21 protein-coding genes and 1 tRNA gene are annotated in these 22,782 nt (G+C 41.9%); 19 read left to right on the top strand and 3 right to left on the bottom strand.

The genetic code is table 11. From position 1 onward, the window contains the following. Positions 1-49: 49 nt before the first annotated feature. From IRQ78_RS10925 to IRQ78_RS10905, 5 genes are all read left to right on the top strand, one after another. Entirely contained in the window at positions 50-1,399 is a 1,350-nt protein-coding gene (locus tag IRQ78_RS10925) for a carbohydrate porin (RefSeq protein ID WP_194442146.1), read from the top strand. A gap of 256 nt (positions 1,400-1,655) precedes the next feature. Then, the gene (locus IRQ78_RS10920; RefSeq protein WP_138616872.1) at positions 1,656-2,612 is read left to right on the top strand and encodes a sugar-binding transcriptional regulator; all 957 of its coding nucleotides are present in this window, start codon (positions 1,656-1,658) and stop codon (positions 2,610-2,612) included. 99 nt (positions 2,613-2,711) lie between these two features. Next, positions 2,712-3,260 (top strand): hypothetical protein, encoded by a 549-nt coding sequence (locus IRQ78_RS10915; RefSeq protein WP_194442144.1) that lies wholly within the window; start codon positions 2,712-2,714, stop codon positions 3,258-3,260. An 87-nt stretch (positions 3,261-3,347) separates the two neighbouring features. Next, positions 3,348-5,138 carry a GGDEF domain-containing protein gene (locus IRQ78_RS10910; RefSeq protein WP_054552494.1) on the top strand — a complete coding sequence of 597 codons (1,791 nt, stop codon included), beginning with the start codon at positions 3,348-3,350 and terminating at the stop codon, positions 5,136-5,138. Between the two features lie 83 nt (positions 5,139-5,221). Next, positions 5,222-6,052: a substrate-binding periplasmic protein gene (locus IRQ78_RS10905; RefSeq protein WP_138616874.1), complete on the top strand. Its 831-nt coding sequence runs from the start codon at positions 5,222-5,224 to the stop codon at positions 6,050-6,052. Positions 6,053-6,085: 33 nt separating this feature from the next. Here the strand turns inward: IRQ78_RS10905 and suhB are convergent, their stop codons facing one another. Next, positions 6,086-6,889, bottom strand: coding sequence for an inositol-1-monophosphatase (gene suhB / locus IRQ78_RS10900; RefSeq protein WP_054552496.1), 804 nt, complete (start codon positions 6,887-6,889; stop codon positions 6,086-6,088). A gap of 305 nt (positions 6,890-7,194) precedes the next feature. Here suhB and IRQ78_RS10895 point away from each other — a divergent pair, with 305 nt between their 5' ends. The 10 genes from IRQ78_RS10895 (at position 7,195) to IRQ78_RS10850 (ending at position 15,659) form a co-directional block, all read left to right on the top strand. Continuing rightward, a complete protein-coding gene (locus tag IRQ78_RS10895) occupies positions 7,195-7,482 on the top strand; it encodes a four helix bundle protein (RefSeq protein WP_194442142.1) in 288 nt (95 codons plus the stop codon). A gap of 191 nt (positions 7,483-7,673) precedes the next feature. Beyond that, positions 7,674-8,396: a tRNA (cytosine(32)/uridine(32)-2'-O)-methyltransferase TrmJ gene (trmJ, locus tag IRQ78_RS10890; RefSeq protein ID WP_054563546.1), complete on the top strand. Its 723-nt coding sequence runs from the start codon at positions 7,674-7,676 to the stop codon at positions 8,394-8,396. A gap of 192 nt (positions 8,397-8,588) precedes the next feature. Beyond that, positions 8,589-9,080 carry a Fe-S cluster assembly transcriptional regulator IscR gene (gene iscR / locus IRQ78_RS10885; protein WP_054552499.1) on the top strand — a complete coding sequence of 164 codons (492 nt, stop codon included), beginning with the start codon at positions 8,589-8,591 and terminating at the stop codon, positions 9,078-9,080. Positions 9,081-9,102: 22 nt separating this feature from the next. Then, complete coding sequence (locus tag IRQ78_RS10880; protein ID WP_054552500.1) at positions 9,103-10,320, top strand: IscS subfamily cysteine desulfurase; 1,218 nt, start codon at positions 9,103-9,105, stop codon at positions 10,318-10,320. A gap of 40 nt (positions 10,321-10,360) precedes the next feature. Then, on the top strand, positions 10,361-10,744 hold the full coding sequence (gene iscU, locus IRQ78_RS10875; RefSeq protein WP_054552501.1) for a Fe-S cluster assembly scaffold IscU: 384 nt from the start codon (positions 10,361-10,363) through the stop codon (positions 10,742-10,744). Between the two features lie 11 nt (positions 10,745-10,755). After that, complete coding sequence (iscA, locus tag IRQ78_RS10870; protein WP_054552502.1) at positions 10,756-11,079, top strand: iron-sulfur cluster assembly protein IscA; 324 nt, start codon at positions 10,756-10,758, stop codon at positions 11,077-11,079. Between the two features lie 78 nt (positions 11,080-11,157). Then, positions 11,158-11,685: a co-chaperone HscB gene (gene hscB / locus IRQ78_RS10865; protein ID WP_054552503.1), complete on the top strand. Its 528-nt coding sequence runs from the start codon at positions 11,158-11,160 to the stop codon at positions 11,683-11,685. A 47-nt stretch (positions 11,686-11,732) separates the two neighbouring features. After that, positions 11,733-13,595: a Fe-S protein assembly chaperone HscA gene (hscA, locus tag IRQ78_RS10860; protein ID WP_194442140.1), complete on the top strand. Its 1,863-nt coding sequence runs from the start codon at positions 11,733-11,735 to the stop codon at positions 13,593-13,595. An 11-nt stretch (positions 13,596-13,606) separates the two neighbouring features. After that, complete coding sequence (gene fdx / locus IRQ78_RS10855) at positions 13,607-13,945, top strand: ISC system 2Fe-2S type ferredoxin (RefSeq protein ID WP_054552505.1); 339 nt, start codon at positions 13,607-13,609, stop codon at positions 13,943-13,945. Positions 13,946-14,231: 286 nt separating this feature from the next. Then, a complete protein-coding gene (locus IRQ78_RS10850; RefSeq protein ID WP_194442138.1) occupies positions 14,232-15,659 on the top strand; it encodes an NAD-dependent succinate-semialdehyde dehydrogenase in 1,428 nt (475 codons plus the stop codon). A gap of 18 nt (positions 15,660-15,677) precedes the next feature. Here IRQ78_RS10850 and IRQ78_RS10845 read toward each other — a convergent pair whose 3' ends face one another. Then, complete coding sequence (locus IRQ78_RS10845; RefSeq protein ID WP_194442243.1) at positions 15,678-15,854, bottom strand: hypothetical protein; 177 nt, start codon at positions 15,852-15,854, stop codon at positions 15,678-15,680. Positions 15,855-15,967: 113 nt separating this feature from the next. On the opposite strand from IRQ78_RS10845, the gene IRQ78_RS10840 reads away from it, so the two are divergent. Then, positions 15,968-18,616, top strand: coding sequence for a family 20 glycosylhydrolase (locus IRQ78_RS10840; protein ID WP_194442137.1), 2,649 nt, complete (start codon positions 15,968-15,970; stop codon positions 18,614-18,616). A 454-nt stretch (positions 18,617-19,070) separates the two neighbouring features. After that, on the top strand, positions 19,071-20,357 hold the full coding sequence (nagP, locus tag IRQ78_RS10835; protein ID WP_228482598.1) for an N-acetylglucosamine MFS transporter NagP: 1,287 nt from the start codon (positions 19,071-19,073) through the stop codon (positions 20,355-20,357). Between the two features lie 370 nt (positions 20,358-20,727). On the opposite strand, the gene IRQ78_RS10830 is transcribed toward nagP, so the two are convergent. Continuing rightward, a tRNA-His gene (locus tag IRQ78_RS10830) sits at positions 20,728-20,803 on the bottom strand. Positions 20,804-21,082: 279 nt separating this feature from the next. Here IRQ78_RS10830 and IRQ78_RS10825 point away from each other — a divergent pair. Then, complete coding sequence (locus IRQ78_RS10825) at positions 21,083-21,901, top strand: mechanosensitive ion channel family protein (RefSeq protein ID WP_054552509.1); 819 nt, start codon at positions 21,083-21,085, stop codon at positions 21,899-21,901. Between the two features lie 26 nt (positions 21,902-21,927). Beyond that, positions 21,928-22,707: a DUF481 domain-containing protein gene (locus tag IRQ78_RS10820; protein WP_194442136.1), complete on the top strand. Its 780-nt coding sequence runs from the start codon at positions 21,928-21,930 to the stop codon at positions 22,705-22,707. Positions 22,708-22,782: the final 75 nt, after the last annotated feature.

Raw genomic sequence — 22,782 nt, 5'->3', positions numbered from 1 at the left:
ATACTAAGATGTTGATCAGCTAGGGCAAATTAAAATGGAGAACACGCATATGAACACAAATCAACAACCAAAGTTTTGTCGTACATGGAAAGGGGAAAGTGAACGCTATTTAAACGTCGCTCGGCTTAAATCTATCGCAGCCATTATGTTGCTGTATTCTCAGTCAGGTTATGCAGATGAAAGTTTTGATGTTCACAGCCATCTAAGTGGCGGTTGGTTAGGGGCAAGAGGTAAGCTAGCAGAGCAAGGTGTGGATGTTCGCTTAGGCTACTTCAGTCAAACAGCTCACAACTTAAAAGGGGGAGAAAGTACAGAAACGGCTTATGCCGATCAGTTTTTTGCCGGTGGCTACTTTAATTTAGAAAAATTGCTTAATTGGTCGGGTGCCGAATTTAAGGTGGAGCTTACCAACCGTAATGGCGAGCTTATTAATGAAAAAGCAAACCTGCCAGTTTTGCTGCAGTCGCAACAAATTTATGGTCGTGGCAATGTAACGCGTTTAACTCAATTCTCTCTAACTCAGCATTTATTTGAAGATCAACTTAGCATTAAAGTGGGTCGAATTTACCCAAGTGCTGATTTTTTTGCCATGAGTTGTGCCTTTCAGCACCTAACATTTTGCAGTGGTGGCTCATCCAATTATTTGAGTAGTAGTTGGTATGGTGACCCCCTTAGTGCACTAGGCGTGCAACTAACATACAAAGTCACTGATAATTTGCTTTTTAAACTAGGCAGTTATGATGCAAACCCTGCAACCATGTCATTAAATCAAGGGTTAAAATTAACAACATCAGGGGAGGTTAACGGCACGACCTTGGTAGGTGAGTTGGAATATAAACGCCAATACAAGAATGGGTTAGATGGAGATTATCGATTTGGCGTTGTCCGCAGCAGTTTAGATAAAACTAAATTAGTCAATAATGCGGGTTACCCTGCTGGCACGACAAGTGATATGGTCGCTATAGAAGATACTGATAATGCATTTTATTTTAATATTGAACAACAGTTAACTCGAAATAGTTCTGGAGGTGGCTTACGTATCTTTGCGAGTATGATTCACGCAGATCAAAGTGTCAGCGCTATAGGCGAAGTTTTGGCTTTTGGCGGATATATTGATGCACCTTTAGTTAGTAGACCACACGACCGTATTGGTTTTGCAGTGGGCCGAAACAGTGTCAGTAATGAGCTTAGTGACGCTCAGCGCTTTTATAACGCGAATTTTTCAGATGATGAAGTAATCGTAAGAGACCATGAGTACCCGATTGAGTTAAATTATAACTATGTTGTTACCCCAGCAATACAGTTAATGCCTAGTATTCAGTATATCATCGACCCTAATGGTGATAATGATGCTGAGAATGCAATGATTGCAGGTTTGCAGCTAAGTTTAAATTTTTAGTTAAAGCTTAAACCGACGTTATTTGGCAGCGAGTGCACGACTTTTGTTGTGCCGCTGAGAAGGGCTTGCGGTTATTGTCTCTTTGTGAAATACATAGGCACCTCACTAATATTTAACAAAATTTAGTAAGGTGTCTTGTTAGTTTAGAGTGTGAGCCCTAAAATTGTTATTCATGACAGATTATGTATAGAATAGCCGCTGAATAGCTGATTTTGCTAATCATTTACCTCATTTATTGTTCAAACAGGCGTATAAAATGGCTTCAATTCCTAGCAATGATAATCAAAAATTAGAGGAAGCAGCGAGGGCTGGCTGGCTCTACTATGTTGCTGGTAAAACACAAGATGAAATAGCTAAGCAACTTAATACGTCTCGCCAATCTGCGCAAAGGCTTGTTGCTTTAGCAGTATCTCAAGGGTTAATAAAAGTACGATTAGAACATCCAATTCGACGCTGTATGGAACTTGCTGATGCGCTACAAAATCGATACGGTTTGCTTAGTTGTGAAGTGGTGCCTAGCGAGAGTAACGATATTAATTCTACCATTGGCTTGGCTCAAGCGGGTGCCGCAGAAATTGAAAGACAACTAAAGCAGCGCCATGCAAAAATCATTGCGTTTGGTACTGGAAGAGTGTTGCGCGCATGCGCAGAAGAGCTACCTACGATGCAATGCCCACACCATCGTATTGTATCTTTAGTTGGAAATATTGCTCAGGATGGCTCAGCAAGTCGCTATGAAGTAGCTATTCATGTTGCAGAAAGGGTTGGTGCGCAACATTTCCCTATGCCAGTTCCAGTTATAGCAGAATCTGAAGCTGATAAAGCAGGTTGGCAGCAATTAACGCATGTTAAAAATGTACATCAACTGGCATCACAAGCGGATGTTTCATTTGTTGGTGTTGGAGATTTAGGAATAAATTCTCCCCTTCATTTAGACGGCTTTGTTACTCGGCATGAACTAGCTGCGCTTGACGCTATTGGTGCAACAGGTGAAGTAATTAGCTGGATTTTCGATAGTGAAGGTCATCTCGTCGAATCAGAAATAAATAATCGCGTGACGAGTGCGGTACTTTCTCCATCAAATGATAAACGTGTTATTGGGATTGCTGCGGGTGACAGTAAAGTGCCAGCCATTGCAGGAGCGATCGAATCAGGAATGATCAATAGTCTCATTACAAATGAACTAACAGCAGAAGCACTGTTGCTGAGGTAAGTCTTGGTATGACTAAACTGACTAAATTGGTAACAAGTGACAGTTTTACAGCTGTTTATGATTTTTAAAAACGAGTCTAACTATACTCTCGGAGACATTATGAAACACCTGATGTTTAGCGTGTTTATACTTTTAATGCTCAGTGCTTGTGAAGATAAGCCAGAGCCAAAACAGACAGAAGTACAGCAAACACCTGAGGTAACACTTCAGCAGCAGTTCGACAGCTACCAAGGTTTAGCTTGGCAAGTTGTAGAGGCACTACAAAACCAATCAGCTGCTCAGCAATTACAAGACCTGACGTTCAAGTTAATTACTTCATCAACAGGTTTGTTTTTAAACCTAAAAGCACAATTGCCAGAGTGTGAGGCAAGTTTGCATGCGCTGGCAGACGCAACCGAGTTTCAACAACAAAGTGATGACGCAGATGCATTGCAGAATGAAATGACAATTAATGTAGAGCCAGAACTACCTGAGTTTGCGGCGCCAAGTTGTTATCACGCACAGCAGTTATTACTTAATCCACTTGCAGTTTATAAATTAGCGCAACAAGCTGATTTAGCTACGAGTGATTACCAAAATGCTAAATTAAAAATGACTGATAGTTTTGCCCGCATTAAGCAACTTGAGCTCATCACCGCTATTGAGTAGTCTGCACTCGTCATAGCCTTGCCATAAAATTGTCATACAAGGTTGATAATTTACCCACCTATTTGTATTACTAACGCTAGGTGTAAGGTGAACGCACAACTACAGCAGATCTTAGATAACAGTGCAATTGAGACCTTGTTTCAACCTATCTTTGATATTTCTAATCAACATATTTTGGGCTATGAGGCATTAAGCCGCGGCCCAAAAGGGTCTGAATTAGAAATGCCGAGTGCATTATTCAGCGCAGCAATTGCTTGCCATAAGATCTCTGAATTGGAGCTACTTTGCCGCAGTAGAGCAATTGAGAACTTTGTGAAACTCAATTTACAAGGCAAGTTATTCTTAAATGTAAGCCCTAAAACCTTACTCGACCCTTGCCATCCTAAAGGTGAAACATTACACCTAGTTGAACACTTTGGCCTTGCAACTAACCGGGTAGTAATTGAAGTTACAGAGCAAGAAAAAGTCGATGATGGCTTTTTATTGTTAAAAACCATTGCTCATTATCGTGAGTTAGGTTTTTCGATTGCCATTGATGACTTAGGGGCTGGCTATTCGGGCTTAAAGCAGTGGTCTGAGCTATGCCCTGAGTTTGTAAAAATAGACCGCTACTTTATCGACCACTGCGATCAGAGTGTGGTTAAAAAAGAGTTTTTAAAGTCAATTATAGAGCTTGCAAAAGCAACCAATACACAAGTGATAGCAGAAGGCATAGAACGGGCAGAGGAGCTTCGTTTACTCGAAAGCTTAGGTGTGCAACATGCACAAGGCTTTTTACTTGAAAGGCCGAGCTTACAGCCAAGTTACGAAATAAATATTCACTGCTTAAAGCACTTAGAGTCATCAGATAATAGCAATACTTTTGAGCAGTCTATGGCGATTGGTTGGTTGGCAGTCGAGCACGCCAGCATAGAAGCAACAACCCGCTGTAAAGATGCCCACAGTATCTTTGAGCAAGATAAAACGCTAACTAGTCTTGCCGTATTAGAGCACAATATTCCTGTTGGTTTATTACACCGAGATCAACTCACTGAAGTGTTTGCTGCTCCCTATGGCCATGCACTTTATGATAAGCAGCCAGTTACTTCTTTAATGGATAAACAGCCGTTAATCGTTGACGAAAACGAGTTACTCGATACGGTGAGTCAGCAAATTACCGAGTTTGAGTTTGATATTCGACGCCATATTGTGATCACTCGAAATGGTGAATACTTAGGTTTGGCGCCATTGCGTAATATCTTAAAACACATTACCGAAGAAAAAATCCGCCATGCACAACATGCCAACCCGCTGACTATGCTGCCGGGTAATGTCGCGATTAACGAAGCAATTGAGCTGAGACTTCGTAATAACTATCCGTTCTCACTCGCATACGTTGATTTAAACCACTTCAAACAATTCAATGACCTGTACGGTTATGCCAGTGGTGACAGCGTTATAAAATTACTTGCTGAAGTCATCGTCGAGGCCTGTAGTACTAGCAAAGGGTTTGTCGGGCACATTGGCGGTGATGACTTTATGGTGGTGTTTGATAAAAATGATGCAGAGCAAGTTTGCCATAACATTATTAGTAAGTTTGAGCTGCAGTCTCGGGCCTTTTTCACACCAGAACATATTGAGCAAGGGGGTTATTGGGCAAGCAATCGAGAAGGTAAAAAGCAGTTTGTGCCACTGCTTACATTATCAATTGGTTTAGTTAAGCCTGATTTAGAGCTATGTATTAACAGCCACCAAGTCGCAGCGCTGGCAACTGATGCGAAAAAAGAGGCCAAACGTTATCAGAGTAGCCACTTGTTTGTATGTAAACGTAGCCGACCAGCCCCCGCAGTGGTACGTTTAAGCAGCCATAAAGATGAAGCGATATCTGCCCGCTCATGAAGAAATTTTAAGTTTGCTTAATTTTACTTGTGTCCCTGTTTAACTGGGTGTAGCTTAAAAAAAACACAATAAACAAAATAACAATGAAGCGACTATGTAGTGCAATCCTAGTATTGCTAAGCCTAGGATACAGCCTTACCACAGAAGCTAAAAATGTGGTCAATTTAGCGATTGAACAACGCCCACTTTATAAACGCGATTATTACCTTCATGAATTGCTGGCAGCGGCTTTACGCGCCAGTAATTATCAAGCAGAAATCAACGAAGTTCTGGTTCACCCTCATCAACAGCGCACTTTGCTGATGCTCGATGAAAAGCAGGCCGATGTGTTTTGGAGTATGACAAGCCCCGAGCGAGAACACCTTGCAATAGCAGTCAAAGTACCTCTTTTTAAAGGCTACATTGGTAAACGCGCATTACTCACTAAACGAGCGTTTCTACCGCGTTTTAAAGATGTAAAAACGAAACAAGATTTAGCGCAGTTTAGTGCCATTCAAGGCCATGATTGGCCTGATACAAAAATCCTTGCGCAAAACGGCTTAACAGTCAGGCCACTGGCAAATTATCAAGCGATGTTTAACTTAGTGATTAGAGGGCGAGTAGATTATTTTCCACGTTCGTTTATTGAAGTCATGTCTGAAATGGAACAAATCAAAAGTGACGAGCTGGTTATAGTGCCTAACCTTTATATTAGTTATCCAACAGCATTTTACTTTTTTGTCAGTAACCACAAGCCTGAACTAGCTGAGGTATTATTAAAAGGGCTCAACATGATGAAAAGCTCGGGCGAATTTGAGCAATTATTTGCCAGTTACTTTGCTGAAGACTTAGCTAAGTTGCCATTTAAAGAAGGTGAAGTCATAGAGATAAAACTCGACAACGATTATTTTCAGCCACAAAAAAAGGAGCCTTAGCTCCTTTTTTGCATTTTTTCATTACAACCGCTATTAGCGAAGTAGTGACTCAGTTAACACTGGGCGAATTTCACGAATGATCGCTTGAGTTAACTTAGGTGCACCACAAATGATGTTGCCGCTTTGGTTATAGTTAATACCACCTGCGAAATCAACAACCATACCGCCAGCTTCTTTAACTAAAAGCTCGCCTGCTGCTGTGTCCCATGGCTTAAGGCCAATTTCAAAGAAACCATCAACACGACCCGCTGCAACATAAGCCATATCTAATGCAGCAGAACCTGCACGGCGGATATCAGCAGTGTGCACGAAAAGTGCTTTAAACGCTTCAGAGTATGCGTCTAAGTGGTGCTTTTGTTTGAATGGGAAACCAGTTGCGAGTACAGAACCAGCTAATTCGTTAGTTTTAGTTACGCGTAAACGCTTGCTGTTAAGCTGTGCGCCTTGACCACGAGAAGCAGTGAATAATTCACCGCGGATTGGATCATAGATAACAGCTTGATCTAAACGACCTTTAACTTTAAGTGCAATAGATACTGCGAAATGAGGGATACCCTTGATGAAGTTAGTTGTGCCATCAAGAGGGTCTACAATCCATTGGTAATCTGCATCTTTACCTTTATGCTCACCTAGCTCTTCACCTACGATAGTGTGATCTGGGTAAGATTTTAAAATAGTGTCACGAATTGCGGCTTCAGCTTCTTTGTCGATGTTAGTCACTAAGTCGTTAGTGCCTTTTTGTTGTACATCAACTTTTGATAAGTCTTCACTTGCGCGAAGTAAAATTTTGCCTGCGTTACGCGCAGCGCGAACCGCAATGTTTAACATTGGATGCATAGCATTACCTTTGGGTTGTAAAAGAACGAATATATTTAAGCCGGCGTATTCTAGCGATTTCTAGCGTAAAGTAAACAATAAACTCGAATAAATTAGCTTGTTTTTTGTACAATTCTGATTTTGTTATTGATTTAATTTCAGAAGAAGGGGGGGTGGTCAGAAGAAGTGGTTAGTCGTCAGAAGTTAGATATCGTTGAGCCGTCAGCCGTCAGCCGTCAGCCGTCAGCCGTCAGCCGTCAGTTTGAAATTTGCATTCTGAAAAATTCGTGCCTATATAAAGTTTTTATACTTAAAAGGATGCAAGTATGAATTTTGAAAAATTAGAGGTATGGAAGCGTTCAGCAAGATTAAGTGCTGACATCTACAAAGAAACGACTGATCTGAATGATTTTGGCTTTCGCAATCAGCTCACACGTTCTGGTTTATCAATACCGAGTAACATCGCAGAAGGTATGGTGAGAGTCAGCAAAAAAGAGCGGGTACGTTTTTTAGATATATCAAGATCGTCAATAGCAGAAACACGAACGCAAATTTATATCGGAATTGAGATTAAATATATCGATGCCGCCATAGGTAGAGCTTGGGTGAGTTGATAGCTGATAGCTGATAGCTGATAGCTGATAGCTGATAGCTGATAGCTGATAGCTGATAGCTGATAGCTGATAGCTGATAGCTGATAGCTGATAGCTGATAGCTGATAGCTGATAGCTGATAGCTGATAGCTGATAGCTGATAGCTATGTTATAATCCCCGCAATTTTTGACTTTCAGTAAGTAACAACGCAATGACACTTGATGATATTCGTATCGTATTAGTTAACACATCACATTCTGGTAATATTGGCTCAGCGGCACGTGCTATGAAAACGATGGGCTTATCAAATTTATATCTTGTTGATCCTGCATGTGAAATTGACAGTCATGCGAGTGCGCTTGCAGCCGGTGCAACAGATGTTTTAGGTAAAACAGTGGTTGTTGATACACTGGCAGACGCGATTGCTGATTGTGGCTTAACAATTGGTACCAGCGCACGCTCACGTACTTTATCTTGGCCTATGGTTGAGCCGCGTGAATGTGGTGAAAAGTTAGTGGCTGAGGCTGAACATGGCCCTGTTGCACTCGTGTTTGGTCGTGAAAATAGTGGTTTAACGAACGAAGAACTACAACAATGTAACTACCACGTATGTATTCCTGCAAACCCTGAATACAGCTCACTAAATTTAGCAATGGCCGTGCAAACGCTGTGTTACGAAACACGTATGGCGTATTTAAACAAACAGCCAAAAGTACAAGAAGAAGACGAAGCAACCTATCCAAATGCAAAGCAAACTGAGCTGTTCTACGAGCATTTAGAGCAAACGCTAAACGACACAGGTTTTATCATCAAGCAACACCCTGGCATGGTGATGACTAAACTACGTCGCTTATTTAACCGCGCACGTCCAGAAGAAGCTGAGATGAACATTTTACGCGGTATTCTTACCTCTATCAATAAGTCTATTAAATAATCACAGGTTATAAGTATAATACTTGACTAAATTACTCAGGTAATTACAATGTACCCAGTACTTGACTGTTTTTGTCAAGTATTCGGTTTTATCAATGGTAAGTATCAATTTTTATCAAGTGATAATACTTGACTATTTTGGTCTGGTAATTAAAATTTGCACACCTTAGCGTGCAGTAACATCGGGGGCTCCATGAAGTTAACATCAAAAGGCAGATACGCAGTAACCGCCATGTTGGATGTTGCACTACATACAAATGTGGGTGCAGTGCCTCTTGCCGATATTTCTGAACGCCAAGAGATTTCGTTATCTTACCTTGAACAACTATTCGCCCGTTTACGTAAAAACGGCCTTGTGACCTCTGTGCGTGGCCCAGGTGGCGGATATTTACTAGGTCGAGAAGCGAACGAAATTTCTGTCGGCGATGTGATTAACGCCGTTGATGAGTCTGTTGATGCAACACGTTGCCATAATGCAACGGGTGGCTGCCAAAGCGGCATGCGTTGTTTGACTCATACCTTATGGTCGGACTTAAGCGCACGTATCGAAGAGTTTTTAAATAGTATTACCCTTGCTGAATTGGTGGAAAAGTCAGATGTGAAAGAAGTCGCATCGCGCCAAGATAACAGCATCAACAATGCAATTAAGCAACTGGAAAACATTCAAGTAAGCTGTCAACTGTAGCTTGACGAAAGCGGAGAGAGAAATGAAGTTACCGATTTATTTAGATTACGCAGCAACCACGCCTGTTGATGAACGTGTGGCAAAAGAAATGATGCAATGCCTGACTATGGACGGTAATTTTGGTAACCCTGCATCACGCTCACACCGTTTTGGTTGGCAAGCAGAAGAAGCCGTTGATCAAGCACGTACAGACATTGCTGATCTGATCAACGCTGACCCGCGTGAAATTGTTTTCACTTCAGGTGCTACAGAATCAAACAACCTAGCAATTAAAGGTGCTGCGCAGTTCTATAAGAAGAAAGGCAAGCACGTTATCACTGTTAAAACAGAGCACAAAGCAGTGCTTGATACGTGTCGTGAACTAGAGCGTCAAGGTTTCGAAGTAACCTATATGGACGTTGAAGAAAACGGTTTACTTGACCTTAAAAAGCTTGAAGCTGCAATGCGTGACGACACAGTACTTGTGAGCGTAATGCACGTAAATAACGAGCTAGGTGTTATCCAAGATATCGCGACAATCGGCGAAATGTGCCGTGAGCGCAAAATTATGTTCCACGTAGATGCTGCACAAAGCGCAGGTAAAGTACTTATCGACGTGCAACAGTTAAAAGTAGATTTCATGTCGTTCTCTGGCCACAAAGTATATGGCCCGAAAGGTGTAGGCGCACTTTATGTTCGTCGTAAGCCTCGCGCACGTTTAGAAGCGCAAATGCACGGTGGTGGTCATGAGCGTGGTATGCGTTCAGGCACACTAGCTACTCACCAATTAGTTGGTATGGGTGCGGCATTTAGAATCGCTAAAGAAGATTTCGAAAAAGACCATGCACACATCAGCGCACTTCGTAAGCGTCTGATTGATGGCATCATGGCTGATATGGACGAAGTTTACTTCAATGGTGAACCAAGTCACTCAGTTCCAGGTATTGTAAATATCAGCTTCAACTTTGTTGAAGGTGAGTCGTTATTAATGGCTGTTAAAGACATTGCTGTTTCATCAGGTTCTGCCTGTACCTCAGCAAGCTTAGAGCCTTCTTATGTACTACGTGCGTTAGGCCGTAATGACGAGTTAGCACACAGCTCAATTCGTTTCAGCATTGGCCGCTTTACGACTGAAGAAGAGATTGATTACACCGTCGAACTAATCAAAAACTCGATCGGCCGTTTACGTGAGATGTCTCCTCTATGGGAAATGCATCAAGAAGGTATTGATTTAGATTCAGTTGAGTGGGCGCATCACTAATCAGTGATCGCCGCCGCTAGCAGGTAGTGAGGATAGTATTATGGCTTATAGTGATAAAGTAATCGATCATGTTGAAAATCCACGTAACGTGGGTGCTTTAGACAAAAATGATCCGTCAGTTGCAACAGGTATGGTGGGTGCACCAGCATGTGGTGACGTAATGAAATTGCAAATCAAAGTATCACCAGAAGGTGTAATTGAAGATGCAAAATTCAAAACATATGGTTGTGGTAGCGCAATCGCTTCTTCTTCACTTGTAACTGAGTGGGTCAAAGGCAAAACATTAGATGAAGCTGCAACAATCAAAAACACTGATATCAGTGCTGAGCTTGAATTACCGCCAGTGAAAATTCACTGTTCAATTTTAGCAGAAGACGCGATTCAAGCAGCAATTGCTGACTACAAAAGCAAACAAGCGAAGTAAGAGATAAATTCATGGCAGTGACATTGACAGATGCGGCAGCAAACCGCGTAGAATCATTTTTAGCAAATCGCGGCAAAGGCATTGGCCTACGCGTTGGCATTAAAACGACGGGCTGTTCAGGTCTTGCTTATGTTCTTGAGTTTGTTGATGAGTTAGCAGACGGCGACGAAATTTTTGAAAGCCGTGGTGTGAAAGTGATCGTTGACGCCAAAAGCTTAGTCTACATTGATGGTACTGAGCTTGATTACACCAAAGAAGGTTTGAACGAAGGGTTTAAATTTAACAACCCGAACCAAGCCGATGAGTGTGGTTGCGGCGAAAGCTTCACCGTTTAAGCTTAAAAAACTTTCTTTGCTTGAAGCCCTGCCTATGTAGGGCTTTGTTCTTTCCTGTTTACCGAGTTGGATTATGTAATGCGTTACTTTGAGTTATTTGCAATTCCAGTAGATTACAACATTGATTTAGCGACTATTAATAAACACTACCTTGAGCTGCAACGTGCAGTTCACCCAGATCGCCACGCAAGCTCTAGCAGCCGTGACAAATTACTTGCTGTGCAAAATGCAGCAGAAATCAATGATGCATTACAAACTTTAAAACACCCGGTAAAACGTGCTGAGTACATGCTAAGCGAGCTTGGTGTAGATATTCGCGCCGAGCAACAAACATTGCAAGACCCGCTATTCTTAATGCAGCAAATGGAGCTGCGTGAAGAATTAGAAGAACTTGAAAATGCCGCAGATCCTGATGCAGCAATTGCCCAGTTTGAAGCGCAAATTAAACAGCTCGATAAACAATACAGCAGTGAATTAGCCGCTCAGCTGGCGAGTAATGATGAGCAACAATGGCAAGCTGCCGCTGACAATATTCGTAAATTGAAGTTTGTTTATAAGTTACGCGATGAACTAGAGCGTATTGAAGACAGTTTATTTGATGATTAATCGTTAGTTGTTACACAACAGCTATTTAAGAGTTTAAAAAGAGCATTATGGCATTATTGCAAATTGCTGAGCCGGGGCAGAGCGCGGCACCACATGAGCACAAATTAGCAGTCGGTATTGACCTTGGTACAACTAACTCGTTAGTTGCAACAGTGCAAAGCGGCGAAGCGCGCACACTGACTGATTTAGCAGGCAATGCGATGCTACCATCGGTTGTTCAATACCAAGCAGATAGTATTGTGGTTGGTGAGCGAGCGGCTGCAGCTGCTACTCAAGACCCTGCAAACACACTAATCTCGGTTAAGCGTTTTTTAGGTAAAACTCAGGCTGAAATCGAAAAAAGCTATGGTCAACTGCCGTACGAATTTTGTGAGCATGATGGCTCATTAGCAATCAGCACGGTTGCGGGTGCAATTAGCCCTGTTACTGCATCGACTGAAATTTTAAAAGCATTAAAATTACGTGCAGAAGACAGCTTTGCAGGTCAAGATATCTTAGGTGCAGTTATTACTGTGCCAGCTTATTTTGATGATGCTCAGCGTCAAAGCACCAAAGATGCTGCCGAGCTTGCTGGTATTAAGGTATTACGTTTATTAAACGAGCCAACAGCTGCGGCTGTTGCTTATGGTCTTGATTCAGGCCAAGAAGGTATTATCGCCGTATACGATTTAGGTGGCGGTACCTTTGATATTTCTATTTTACGTTTACACCAAGGCGTATTCGAAGTGCTTGCTACAGGCGGTGACTCAAGCCTTGGTGGTGACGATTTTGACTCGCTATTAGTTGAATACTTTAAAACACAAACCGGTGTGAGCGAGCTTTCTGCATCGGTATTGCGTTTATTCATCAATAAAGCAAAAGCATGTAAAGAAGCACTAAGCCAATACCAAACTGTAAATGTTGGTTTAGAGTTTGATGGTCAAAGCCACAAAGTTGAAGTAACCCGCGAAACGTTTGATGAGCTTGCTCTTAGCCTTGTGAAGAAAACACTACGTTCTTGTCGCCGTGCCGTAAAAGATGCGGGTATCGAGAACGAAGAAGTACTGCAAGTTGTTATGGTTGGCGGCTCGACTCGTATGCCAATTGTACGCTCTCAAGTTGCTGCATTTTTTGATAAAGAGCCACTGACTTCTATCGACCCAGATCGCGTAGTTGCACTCGGTGCGGCATTACAAGCAGATGTTCTGGTTGGCAATAAGCCAGATTCAGACATGTTGCTATTAGACGTATTACCACTGTCGCTAGGTCTTGAAACCATGGGTGGCTTGGTTGAAAAAATTATTCCACGTAACACCACGATCCCCGTAGCACGTGCACAAGAGTTTACCACTTTCAAAGATGGTCAAACGGCTATGTCACTGCATGTATTACAAGGTGAGCGTGAGCTAGTTGACGATTGTCGTTCGTTGGCTAAATTCAGCTTAAAAGGTATTCCGGCCATGGCAGCCGGTGCTGCGCATATTCGCGTAACCTTTAAAGTAGATGCTGATGGCCTATTAAGTGTATCGGCAATGGAAAAATCAACGGGTGTGCAAGCTGAAATTCAGGTCAAACCATCATTTGGTTTATCGGATGATCAAGTTGCAAACATGCTTAAAGAGTCAATGACTAACGCGAAAGACGACATGCAAGCGCGTATGCTTAAAGAGCAGCAAGTTGAAGCGTTACGTGTTGTTGAAGCGCTTGAAGCATCACTGGCAACCGACAGTGCATTACTTGATGAACAAGAATTAGGTGCGTTAAAAGCAGAAATTGCTAAACTTGTTGCCGTACGCGAAAGCGCAACAACACCTGCAGAAATTAAAGCAGCGATTGAAGCTGTAGACAATGCAAGTAGCGAATTTGCTGCTCGCAGAATGGATGCATCAATCAAAAAAGCGCTGCAAGGGCAGTCAGTAGACGAAGTTTAACGAGGTAAGGTATGCCACAAATTATTTTTCTTCCACACGAAGAGTTATGCCCAGAAGGCGCTGCTATTGAAGCTCCTACAGGTGAAACTGTATTAGATGTTGCACTAAAAAATGGTATTAGCATTCCACATGCTTGTGAAAAATCATGTGCATGTACAACATGCCACTTAATCATTCGCGAAGGCTTTGACTCTTTAGATGAGAGTGATGAGCTTGAAGACGATATGCTAGATAAAGCATGGGGTCTTGAGCCTGAATCACGCCTAGGTTGCCAAGCGGTGATCAAAGATGAAGATTTAGTGGTTGAAATTCCAAAGTATAATCTCAATATCGTTAATGAAGAGCATTAATTTTTAACGGCTTTGATTTCGTAAAAACCGCTGTAGTTGCTTGGTCTCTACAGCGGTTTTTTTATTTTAGAGCTGTCAGCTTTCAGCCGTCAGTTTTTAGCAGATCGAGATAGAGGTTTAGTTCTTTGTGTTAATGAACTGAAATAGCTTTACATTGATCTCTCAGGTTTTATGTTTTTGATAGCTGATAGCTGATAGCTGATAGCTGATAGCTGATAGCTGATAGCTGATAGCTGATAGCTGATAGCTGATAGCTGATAGCTGATAGCTTTTACTTGGAGGTTCTATGTCTGATTTGGTTTTTTCTGATTCGTTTATCGACGGTGACTTTTACTCTACGAGCCAGCGTTTTAGTGTAGATAACCCCGCAACCGCAGAGGTAATTACTCAGGTCTCTGATATTGATGCAGCTGGGGTTGAGCTGGCTATAAAAAGTGCTGACGAGGCATTTAGCAAACTAAAGCAAACAACTGCAACCGAACGTAGTGAAACGCTGCGCCGTTGGTATGAGTTGGTGATTGAGCACAAGCAACAGCTTGCTGAGTTAATGACTAAAGAGCAGGGTAAACCTTTAAAAGAAGCCTTAGGCGAAGTGGAATACGGTGCAGGCTTTATTAAGTGGTTTAGCGAAGAAGCAAAGCGCAGTTATGGCGACACCATCCCTGCCACTGACAGCAAGCATCGTTTAACAACGATCAAGCAGCCCATTGGTGTGGTGGCTGGTATTACCCCTTGGAATTTCCCGATTGCCATGATCACCCGTAAAGTGGCACCAGCTTATGCCGCGGGTTGTAGTTTTGTAATTAAACCTTCGGAACATACGCCATTATGCGCTATTGCCTTAGCCTACCTTGCTGATAAAGCAGGTTTTGTAAAAGGAGCGCTGAATGTGGTGGTCTCTGAAAACGCCAAAATGGTGGGTGAGATCATGACCGAGTCGGAGCGTGTGCGTAAGTTCACATTCACTGGCTCAACCGGTGTAGGTAAGCAGTTACTTTCGCAGTGTGCCTCAACAATTAAACAAACGTCAATGGAGCTTGGCGGCAATGCCCCATTTATTATTTTCGATAATGCCGATTTAGATGAAGCAGTTGCAGGCCTTATGGGGGCTAAATTTAGAAACGCAGGGCAAACCTGTGTCGCCGCAAACCGCATATTTGTTCAGCGTTCAGTACTTGAAACGGTGCTCGAAAAACTCACAGACAAAGTAGCTGAGTTAAAGGTAGGTAATGGACTTGATGACGGGGTAGATATCGGCCCATTAATTTATCCTAAAGCAAAAGATAAAGTTCAAACGCTTGTGCAAGATGCAGTTGATAAAGGGGCGTCGTTAATCGGTGATAACAGTGAGCTTGAAGGCAGTTTTCAAGCGCCATTAATTTTAACTGATGTGACACCAGAGATGGATATCTATCATGATGAAGTGTTTGGTCCTGTAGTCAGCATCATCGCTTTTGATGATGAAGAAGAAGTACTTAAGCTTGCGAACGACGTACCTTATGGTTTAGCTGCATATTTTTATAGTGAAAACATCAAGCAAGTTTATCGTGTAAGCGAAGCACTCGAATACGGTATGATAGGTATTAACGAAGGCCTTATCTCAAACCCAGTAGCGCCATTTGGCGGCGTTAAACAGTCTGGTTTAGGCCGAGAAGGCGGCCACCAAGGGTTAGATGAGTACCTAGAAGAGAAGTATCTTTGTATTAAGGTTTGAGCCGTCAGCCGTCAGCCGTCAGCCGTCAGCCGTCAGACTGATAGCTGATAGCTGATAGCTGATAGCTGATAGCTGATAGCTGATAGCTGATAGCTGATAGCTGATAGCTGATAGCTGATAGCTGATAGCTGATAGCTGATAGCTGATAGCTGATAGCTGATAGCTGATAGCTAACTCCTCACCTATATTTTTCACAAAATGATAGCGCTGTCATTTTAGTTTTTATATGATAGGAACGAATTATTAACAAAAATGAAAAATAGTACGCAGAAATACCGTACACTCAGGGCTTAAACGAGGAGAAAGTAATGGGTTTTAAAAAGTCACTATTCGCGGTAATGCTAGCGACTGCGCCTTTAATGGCAAGTGCAGCATTAACTCAATCGCAAGTTGATCAGTTTGCGAAAGGTACTGAACTGCTATTTTCGGTAGAAGATAACTTTCGTAATAAAGATGCGGGCTTTTTAGGAAAAATTACCCTCAACAATGGCTCTAATGTGACGTTACCTGCAGGCGAGAGCGATTGGCAGCTTTATATCCACTCAGTTCGTAAAATCTCAACTGAGCATGTTGCGGGCTTAAACATTGAACACGTTAATGGTGACTTGCACCGCATCGTACCAACGAGCTCATTTAAAGGTTTAGCTGCAGGTGAAAGCTTAGAGCTACCGTTTGATGCGCAAGTGTGGATTGTTGCTTACAGTGACTTTATGCCACGGGCATTTTTTGTGTCAGGTAAGAATAAACCTGCCGTATTTGCCAACACCGACACTGAAGACTTTAAACAGTTTGTGACACCATTTACCCGTGAGAATCAGTTACGCCGTTACAATGAGCCAAAAGATTTATCGGTTTTAGCAACGGCAAAAGTACGGTACGAACGAAATAACGCTGATAAGGTGTCGGTTAGTAAAGACGATGCCTTAAAGCGTATTATTCCGAAGCCTCGTAAAGTCGATTTTAACCGTGGCAGTGCGACGCTAAACAATAATTGGCAAATCAGTTATCAAGGTCAGCTGAAACACGAAGTTATGGTGTTTATGCAAGACTTACAAGATGACTATGGCATTAGCCTTAAAGCACAGCCTGATCATATCAATGTCGGCAAAGACAAAGTAATACGCTTAAAAGTTGACCCTAAACTCAATAATGCAAAAGCAGAAAGCTACACTCTAGAGATTGATGATGAAGTGATCACCATTGTAGGTAGCGATAACGCCGGTGTGTTTTATGCGATGCAAAGCTTATTAAACCTCATTCCAGCAAATAGCCAAGGCAGTGCCAGCTTACCGCAGTTAGAACTTGAAGACTCACCGCGTTATGGTTGGCGTGGTATGCATTACGATAATGGTCGTAACTATCATGGCAAAGAGGCAATGTTCAAGCTGGTTGAGCAAATGGCTCGCTATAAAATGAATAAGCTACACTGGCACTTTTCAGAAGATGAAGGCTGGCGACTTGAGATCCCAGGTCTACCAGAGCTTACCGACGTTGGCGGCTATCGCTGCTTTGATTTAGAAGAGCGCGAGTGTTTATTAACTCAACTTGGCACTGGGCCGTTTAAATCAGGCTCAGGTAATGGTTATTTGAAACGTGATGAGTTTGTTGAGCTATTAAAGTTTGCGAAAGACCGCCACATTCAAATCATCCCTGAAGTTGAAGGGCCAGGTCATGCGCGTGCTTCAATCAAAGCGATGGAAGCACGTTATCACAACATGTTAGAAGAAGCTGAGAAAGCCGCTAAAAACAATATTAAAACGCGCTCTGCAAACAAAGAAATTCAACACATAGATATGGGGCCAGCAACGCAATACTTGCTTACCGATCCTAAAGATACCTCTGTGTACATGACGGTACAAAACTACAAAGATAACTCAATGAATGTGTGTATGGACTCTACCTACGCATTTTTAGATAAAGTAACTTATGAACTTCAGCAGATGTACCGCGAAGCAGGTGTGCAGTTAAAGAACTTGCATATTGGTGGTGATGAAGTTGGTGCTGGTTCGTGGATAGGCTCGCCAATCTGTCAGGCGTTATTTGCTGATCCTAATAACGGTGTAGCTGGCCCGGCTGATTTAAAACCTTATTTCACACAACGTGTTGCTACCTTACTTGAAAAACGCGGTATTTCTCCGGGTATTTGGGAAGATGGCATCATGTATGACCGCGAAAATTCGTTTAAACGTGATGAGTTCCCTAATAAAACCTTTACCGTTAATACTTGGGATAACATTTGGGAATGGGGCGTTGCCGATAGAGCATACCGCCTAGCAAATGCCGGTTACCAAGTGGTGTTATCACACGGTACGCATTTGTATTTTGATCACCCATACGAAGCAAGCCCTGAAGAGCGTGGTTATTACTGGGCCACTCGTTACACAGATACTAAAAAAGCCTTTAATTACATGCCAGATGACGTGTATGCCAATGCCGATTACACCCGCACTCGTGAGCCAATCGTTAATTTAGAAGCGTTGGTGGGCCGCCCGTTACCTAAACTTGAAAAGCCAGAGAACATTCTGGGTATGCAAGGTCAGGTATGGTCAGAGACAATCCGTACTGAAGAGCAAGTATTAGCAATGATCTTCCCGCGTATTCTGTCAGTGGCAGAGCGCGCATGGCACAAAGCTGATTGGGAAGGCGAAAACGTTGATAGTAAAAAACAAGCAAAAGACTGGGCGGAGTTCTCAAGTGCTGTAGGTTTAAAAGAGCTTGAAAAGTTAGCTAAAGATGGCATCAATCTGCATTTACCAGTACCTGGCGGTGTGATTGAAAATGGAAAGTTGTATGCCAACAGCGCATTTGCTTATTTGAGCATTGAATACAGCCTAGACAACGGCCAAAGCTGGCAAACTTATGCCGAGCCTGTGAAGGTTGATAACAATACAAAAGTTGCGCTACGCACCCGTTTAAACGCACAGCAAACCAGCCGCGTGACAGTTGTGGGTGAGTAATGTTTTTGCGATAAATAAATGTGACGCCTATAGAAGAATGTAGGCGTCATGTTTTGCATTAAAACTACTTCTATTCACAAAGAGGATAAGAGGGCGCTTCGCTTAAGAGAAGTAATATTGAGGTTCCCTCATTCTCTTCTCATTTACTTCTCTTTGTGAATATATTTTCGCGCGAAATAAATTTCACGCCTACAATACCCTGCACCTCGTAGGCGTCACGCTTGCTTGGCGCGTTTTACATTCAACACCATTCGGCTCAAAACTGACAGCTGAAAGCTGACGGCTAATCTTAAAACATCGGCCGAAATACATTTCACACCTAAGGTATTTAAAAGAAATATGTCAGCGCTGTCATTTTTGTTGCTATAGTGTTATAAATATTTAATATCTCTTTTATATAATCATCTGAATGAGCAGCGCTGTAGAGTCGAACTGTGCTGTTATAGGAAATGTTATGTCTGAAATAAATAAACAATGCAGTGTTGTGCCTATGGCGATTGTTGCCACGCTGTTTTTTATACTGGGTTTTGCTACATGGTTAAATGGCTCACTGATGCCATTTTTACAGCAAATTTTGCAGCTATCACCTTTTCAGGCATCGCTGATTATTTTCTCGTTTTATATCGCCGTGACTTTTACGGCCCTACCTTCGGCGATGATCATCAGAAAGGTAGGTTATAAAAACGGTATGGCGCTGGGTATGGTGACCATGATGGTGGCAGGTTTACTGTTTATACCTGCGGCAAAAACACAAGTGTTTGCACTGTTTTTGTTTGCACAGCTTGTTATGGGAGCTGGGCAAACGTTATTACAAACAGCGGTTAACCCATACGTAGTAAGAATTGGCCCTGAAGAATCAGCTGCGGCTCGCGTTAGTATTATGGGTATATTAAATAAAGGTGCGGGTGTTGTTGCACCAATCGTGTTTACCGCATTGATACTCAGCGACTTTAAAGGCTTTGTAGGTAAAGAGCTTAGCCAAACTGATATTGATGCCATGGCTAATGGCTTAATCTTACCGTATTTAGGGATGTCTATTTTTATTGGTATACTCGGCTTTGCGGTAACTAAAATGCCATTGCCAGAGTTAATTGATGACGACGTTGATGAACAGAAACCGGGGCAGGTAAAAGAAGCATTAAGCCATCCGAGTCTTGCCTTAGGGATAGTGGCACTTTTTGTCTATGTAGCTGTTGAAGTAATTGCCGGCGATACCATTGGTAGCTTTGCGTTGTCGTTAGGTATTGAAAAATACAGTGTTATGACATCGTACACCATGGGGTGTATGGTACTAGGTTACTTTTTAGGGATTTTACTTATCCCACGAGTGTTATCGCAGCAAACAGCACTAACTATTTCAGCGGTATTGGGCTGTGTGTTAACGCTAGCGATAGTTACAGGTAGTAATGAAACTGTATTTATATCAACATTGTTTGGCCTAAAATCGGTACTACCTGATACCTTATTGCTCATTGCTGTGCTAGGCTTTGCTAATGCGATTGTTTGGCCTGCAGTTTGGCCGTTAGCATTATCTGGTTTAGGTAAGCTAACTAGTGTAGGCTCTGGTCTGCTCGTTATGGGTATAGCTGGTGGCGCATTCGGCCCATTATTTTGGGGCCTAGCAAGTGGCGGCGTAAAAAGCGCAGAAGCACAACAAATGGCTTATATTGTGATGTTGCCTTGTTATTTATTCATACTTTTCTATGCTGTTAAAGGCCACAAGATGAAAAGTTGGAAGTAATTATGAGTTTGAGGTTGGGCGTAAAATGCACCGCCTTGAACTTTGAAAAGCATTTCTAGTAAATAGAAATAATCCCGTGTGTAATGCCACCGAAAGGTGGCATTTTTTTGTTTGAAATTTAAGGTTCTCGTTACACAGAGTAAACCACTTTTATTCACAAAGAGGATAAGAGAGCGCTTCGCTTAAGAGAAAGTAATATTGTGGTTTCCTCATTCACTTCTCTTTGTGCAAAAGAAATATTGAACCACAAACAAACCCGAACAGCCAAAGCTGACGGCTTTTAGATCTGAAAACAGGTTTTAAAGATAAATCTTGAAATTCAAAATAAAAAATATTTAGGAAAATATAGGGATTTACTAAGGGGGAGAAGTGGGGCGACTGATGGGGCTTGAACCCACGACAACCGGAATCACAATCCGGGGCTCTACCAACTGAGCTACAGCCGCCACTGAGATACACCTCGTTTGGTGTGGCGCGCATATTACATAATTAACTTAGGCTTGTGAACCCCCTAAATTAAAAAAAGTAAAAAAAACTTACTTGCTTCAGAAAATTCAGAAAAGCAAGTTTAGTCAGTTAGTGTTCAGTTTCGGTATTTAGACTTGCGACTTTTGCAATTGAGCAATTACTCATTTTTTAGTTTGGCTGTAATTTAATGATTTTTTAACCAAAGATCATATATAATTTGAACAGCGTTATGCTAAAAATGAACTTCAGGAGAGAATATGGATACTATAATGAACTGGATCAATGAGAATTCAGGTTTAATCATACATTACGCCGTTCAGGCTGTTCTTGCGCTAATCATTTTCTTCATCGGTGGTCGTATCGCAAAATTTTGCGAAGGGATGACTGAAAAAGCATTTGATAAAAAGAAAGTAGACAAAGCCGTAGGTTCATTTGTAGCAAGCATTGTATATGCTATTGTTTTTGCAGCAACTATCTTAATGGCACTATCTCAACTTGGTATTGAGACAACATCATTCATTGCTATTTTAGGTGCGGCTGGTTTAGCTGTAGGTCTAGCACTTCAAGGTTCACTGTCCAACTTTGCATCAGGTGTTTTAATCATCCTACTTCGCCCTTTCAAATCAGGTGACTATGTAGAAGCCGGTGGTAAAGCGGGTACTGTTAAGAAAATCGAAATTTTCTCTACAGAATTACGTACACCAGATAATAAAGTAATTATCATGCCTAACTCATCAATCATGGGCAGCCCAATTACAAACTTCTCTCGTGAATCAACTCGTCGTATCGATTTAGTAATTGGTGTGGGTTACGATGCAGACCTTAAAGAAGCAAAAGCAGTTCTTAAATCAGTATTAGATAAAGAAACTCGTTTATTAAAAGATCCAGCATACACAGTCGCTGTGTCTGAGCTTGCAGATTCAAGTGTGAACTTTGTAGTTCGCCCGTGGGTTAATTCATCAGATTATTGGCCAACGTACTTCGATCTAATGGAAAACATTAAGATCGCATTAGATGACGCAAATATCACGATCCCATTCCCGCAAATGGATGTTCATTTGCATAAAGAAGATTAATCACAAGTAGTAAAGGTTATTTTTTAATGAAATTAAAAGCTTTATCAATTCTAGTTGCAGCAAGTGCTGCAACTAGCGCATTCGCAGCAGATGAAACTAAAACTTGGGATGTAACCAGTGAACTAGGTGCCATTATTACAAGTGGTAACACTGAAACAACAACACTAAAAGGTGGTGTTAAGGTTTTACATAACCTAGAAAACTGGAATAACGAGTACAAGTTAGACGGTCTTTATAAAGAAGATGAGATCGAAAACGACGACGGTGTTAAAGAAACACAACGTACTAACGAAAAGTACTCAATCTCTGCACAAGGTAACTACAAGTTAAACGAAAAGCACTCACACTTATTCATCTACGGCTCGCACGTATCTGATTACTTTGGTGCATATCGCAACGAATCAGTAATCTCAGCAGGTTATGGTTTACGCCTAATCGACCGTTCTGATATGTGGCTAAACGCTGAAATCGGTCCGGGTTATAAGTACTTCCAATACCCAGACGACAGCACTGAAGTTGATGAAAACGGTGACTTACTTGCTGGTGAGCGCGACGGTGAAGTAATCGCCTTAGGTAAAGTTGATTATAACTGGCAGATTTCAGACAGCGCACGTTTTACTCAGTTAGTATCAGTTGAATATGGTGATACCAACACTAAAACGCGTTCAGAGTCTGCAATCCTTGCTAAAATCAACGGCTCACTACAAATGAAAGTAGCTTACAACATCACTCACAACTCAGACGTTGCTGATGATAAAGAAAACACAGATACAGAAACGTCACTAACACTAGTTTACAGTTTTTAACTAAATAAATCGTTTTGTTGACAATTTAATGACAAAAAGGGACGAAAGTCCCTTTTTTATTTCCTTGAGTTTCAG

This window comes from Pseudoalteromonas simplex, from assembly GCF_015278155.1.
Taxonomy (GTDB): Bacteria; Pseudomonadota; Gammaproteobacteria; order Enterobacterales; family Alteromonadaceae; genus Pseudoalteromonas; species Pseudoalteromonas simplex.
This window is presented reverse-complemented; position numbering and strand designations above follow the sequence as displayed.

What these genes read in the sequence shown, in the direction of transcription:
- IRQ78_RS10925 (WP_194442146.1), top strand. Translation starts at nt 50, where the DNA reads ATGAACACAAATCAACAACCAAAGTTTTGTCGTACATGGAAAGGGGAA.
- IRQ78_RS10920 (WP_138616872.1), top strand. Translation starts at nt 1,656, where the DNA reads ATGGCTTCAATTCCTAGCAATGATAATCAAAAATTAGAGGAAGCAGCG.
- IRQ78_RS10915 (WP_194442144.1), top strand. Translation starts at nt 2,712, where the DNA reads ATGAAACACCTGATGTTTAGCGTGTTTATACTTTTAATGCTCAGTGCT.
- IRQ78_RS10905 (WP_138616874.1), top strand. Translation starts at nt 5,222, where the DNA reads ATGAAGCGACTATGTAGTGCAATCCTAGTATTGCTAAGCCTAGGATAC.
- suhB (WP_054552496.1), bottom strand. Translation starts at nt 6,889, where the DNA reads ATGCATCCAATGTTAAACATTGCGGTTCGCGCTGCGCGTAACGCAGGC.
- IRQ78_RS10895 (WP_194442142.1), top strand. Translation starts at nt 7,195, where the DNA reads ATGAATTTTGAAAAATTAGAGGTATGGAAGCGTTCAGCAAGATTAAGT.
- trmJ (WP_054563546.1), top strand. Translation starts at nt 7,674, where the DNA reads ATGACACTTGATGATATTCGTATCGTATTAGTTAACACATCACATTCT.
- iscR (WP_054552499.1), top strand. Translation starts at nt 8,589, where the DNA reads ATGAAGTTAACATCAAAAGGCAGATACGCAGTAACCGCCATGTTGGAT.
- IRQ78_RS10880 (WP_054552500.1), top strand. Translation starts at nt 9,103, where the DNA reads ATGAAGTTACCGATTTATTTAGATTACGCAGCAACCACGCCTGTTGAT.
- iscU (WP_054552501.1), top strand. Translation starts at nt 10,361, where the DNA reads ATGGCTTATAGTGATAAAGTAATCGATCATGTTGAAAATCCACGTAAC.
- iscA (WP_054552502.1), top strand. Translation starts at nt 10,756, where the DNA reads ATGGCAGTGACATTGACAGATGCGGCAGCAAACCGCGTAGAATCATTT.
- hscB (WP_054552503.1), top strand. Translation starts at nt 11,158, where the DNA reads ATGCGTTACTTTGAGTTATTTGCAATTCCAGTAGATTACAACATTGAT.
- hscA (WP_194442140.1), top strand. Translation starts at nt 11,733, where the DNA reads ATGGCATTATTGCAAATTGCTGAGCCGGGGCAGAGCGCGGCACCACAT.
- fdx (WP_054552505.1), top strand. Translation starts at nt 13,607, where the DNA reads ATGCCACAAATTATTTTTCTTCCACACGAAGAGTTATGCCCAGAAGGC.
- IRQ78_RS10850 (WP_194442138.1), top strand. Translation starts at nt 14,232, where the DNA reads ATGTCTGATTTGGTTTTTTCTGATTCGTTTATCGACGGTGACTTTTAC.
- IRQ78_RS10840 (WP_194442137.1), top strand. Translation starts at nt 15,968, where the DNA reads ATGGGTTTTAAAAAGTCACTATTCGCGGTAATGCTAGCGACTGCGCCT.
- nagP (WP_228482598.1), top strand. Translation starts at nt 19,071, where the DNA reads ATGTCTGAAATAAATAAACAATGCAGTGTTGTGCCTATGGCGATTGTT.
- IRQ78_RS10825 (WP_054552509.1), top strand. Translation starts at nt 21,083, where the DNA reads ATGGATACTATAATGAACTGGATCAATGAGAATTCAGGTTTAATCATA.
- IRQ78_RS10820 (WP_194442136.1), top strand. Translation starts at nt 21,928, where the DNA reads ATGAAATTAAAAGCTTTATCAATTCTAGTTGCAGCAAGTGCTGCAACT.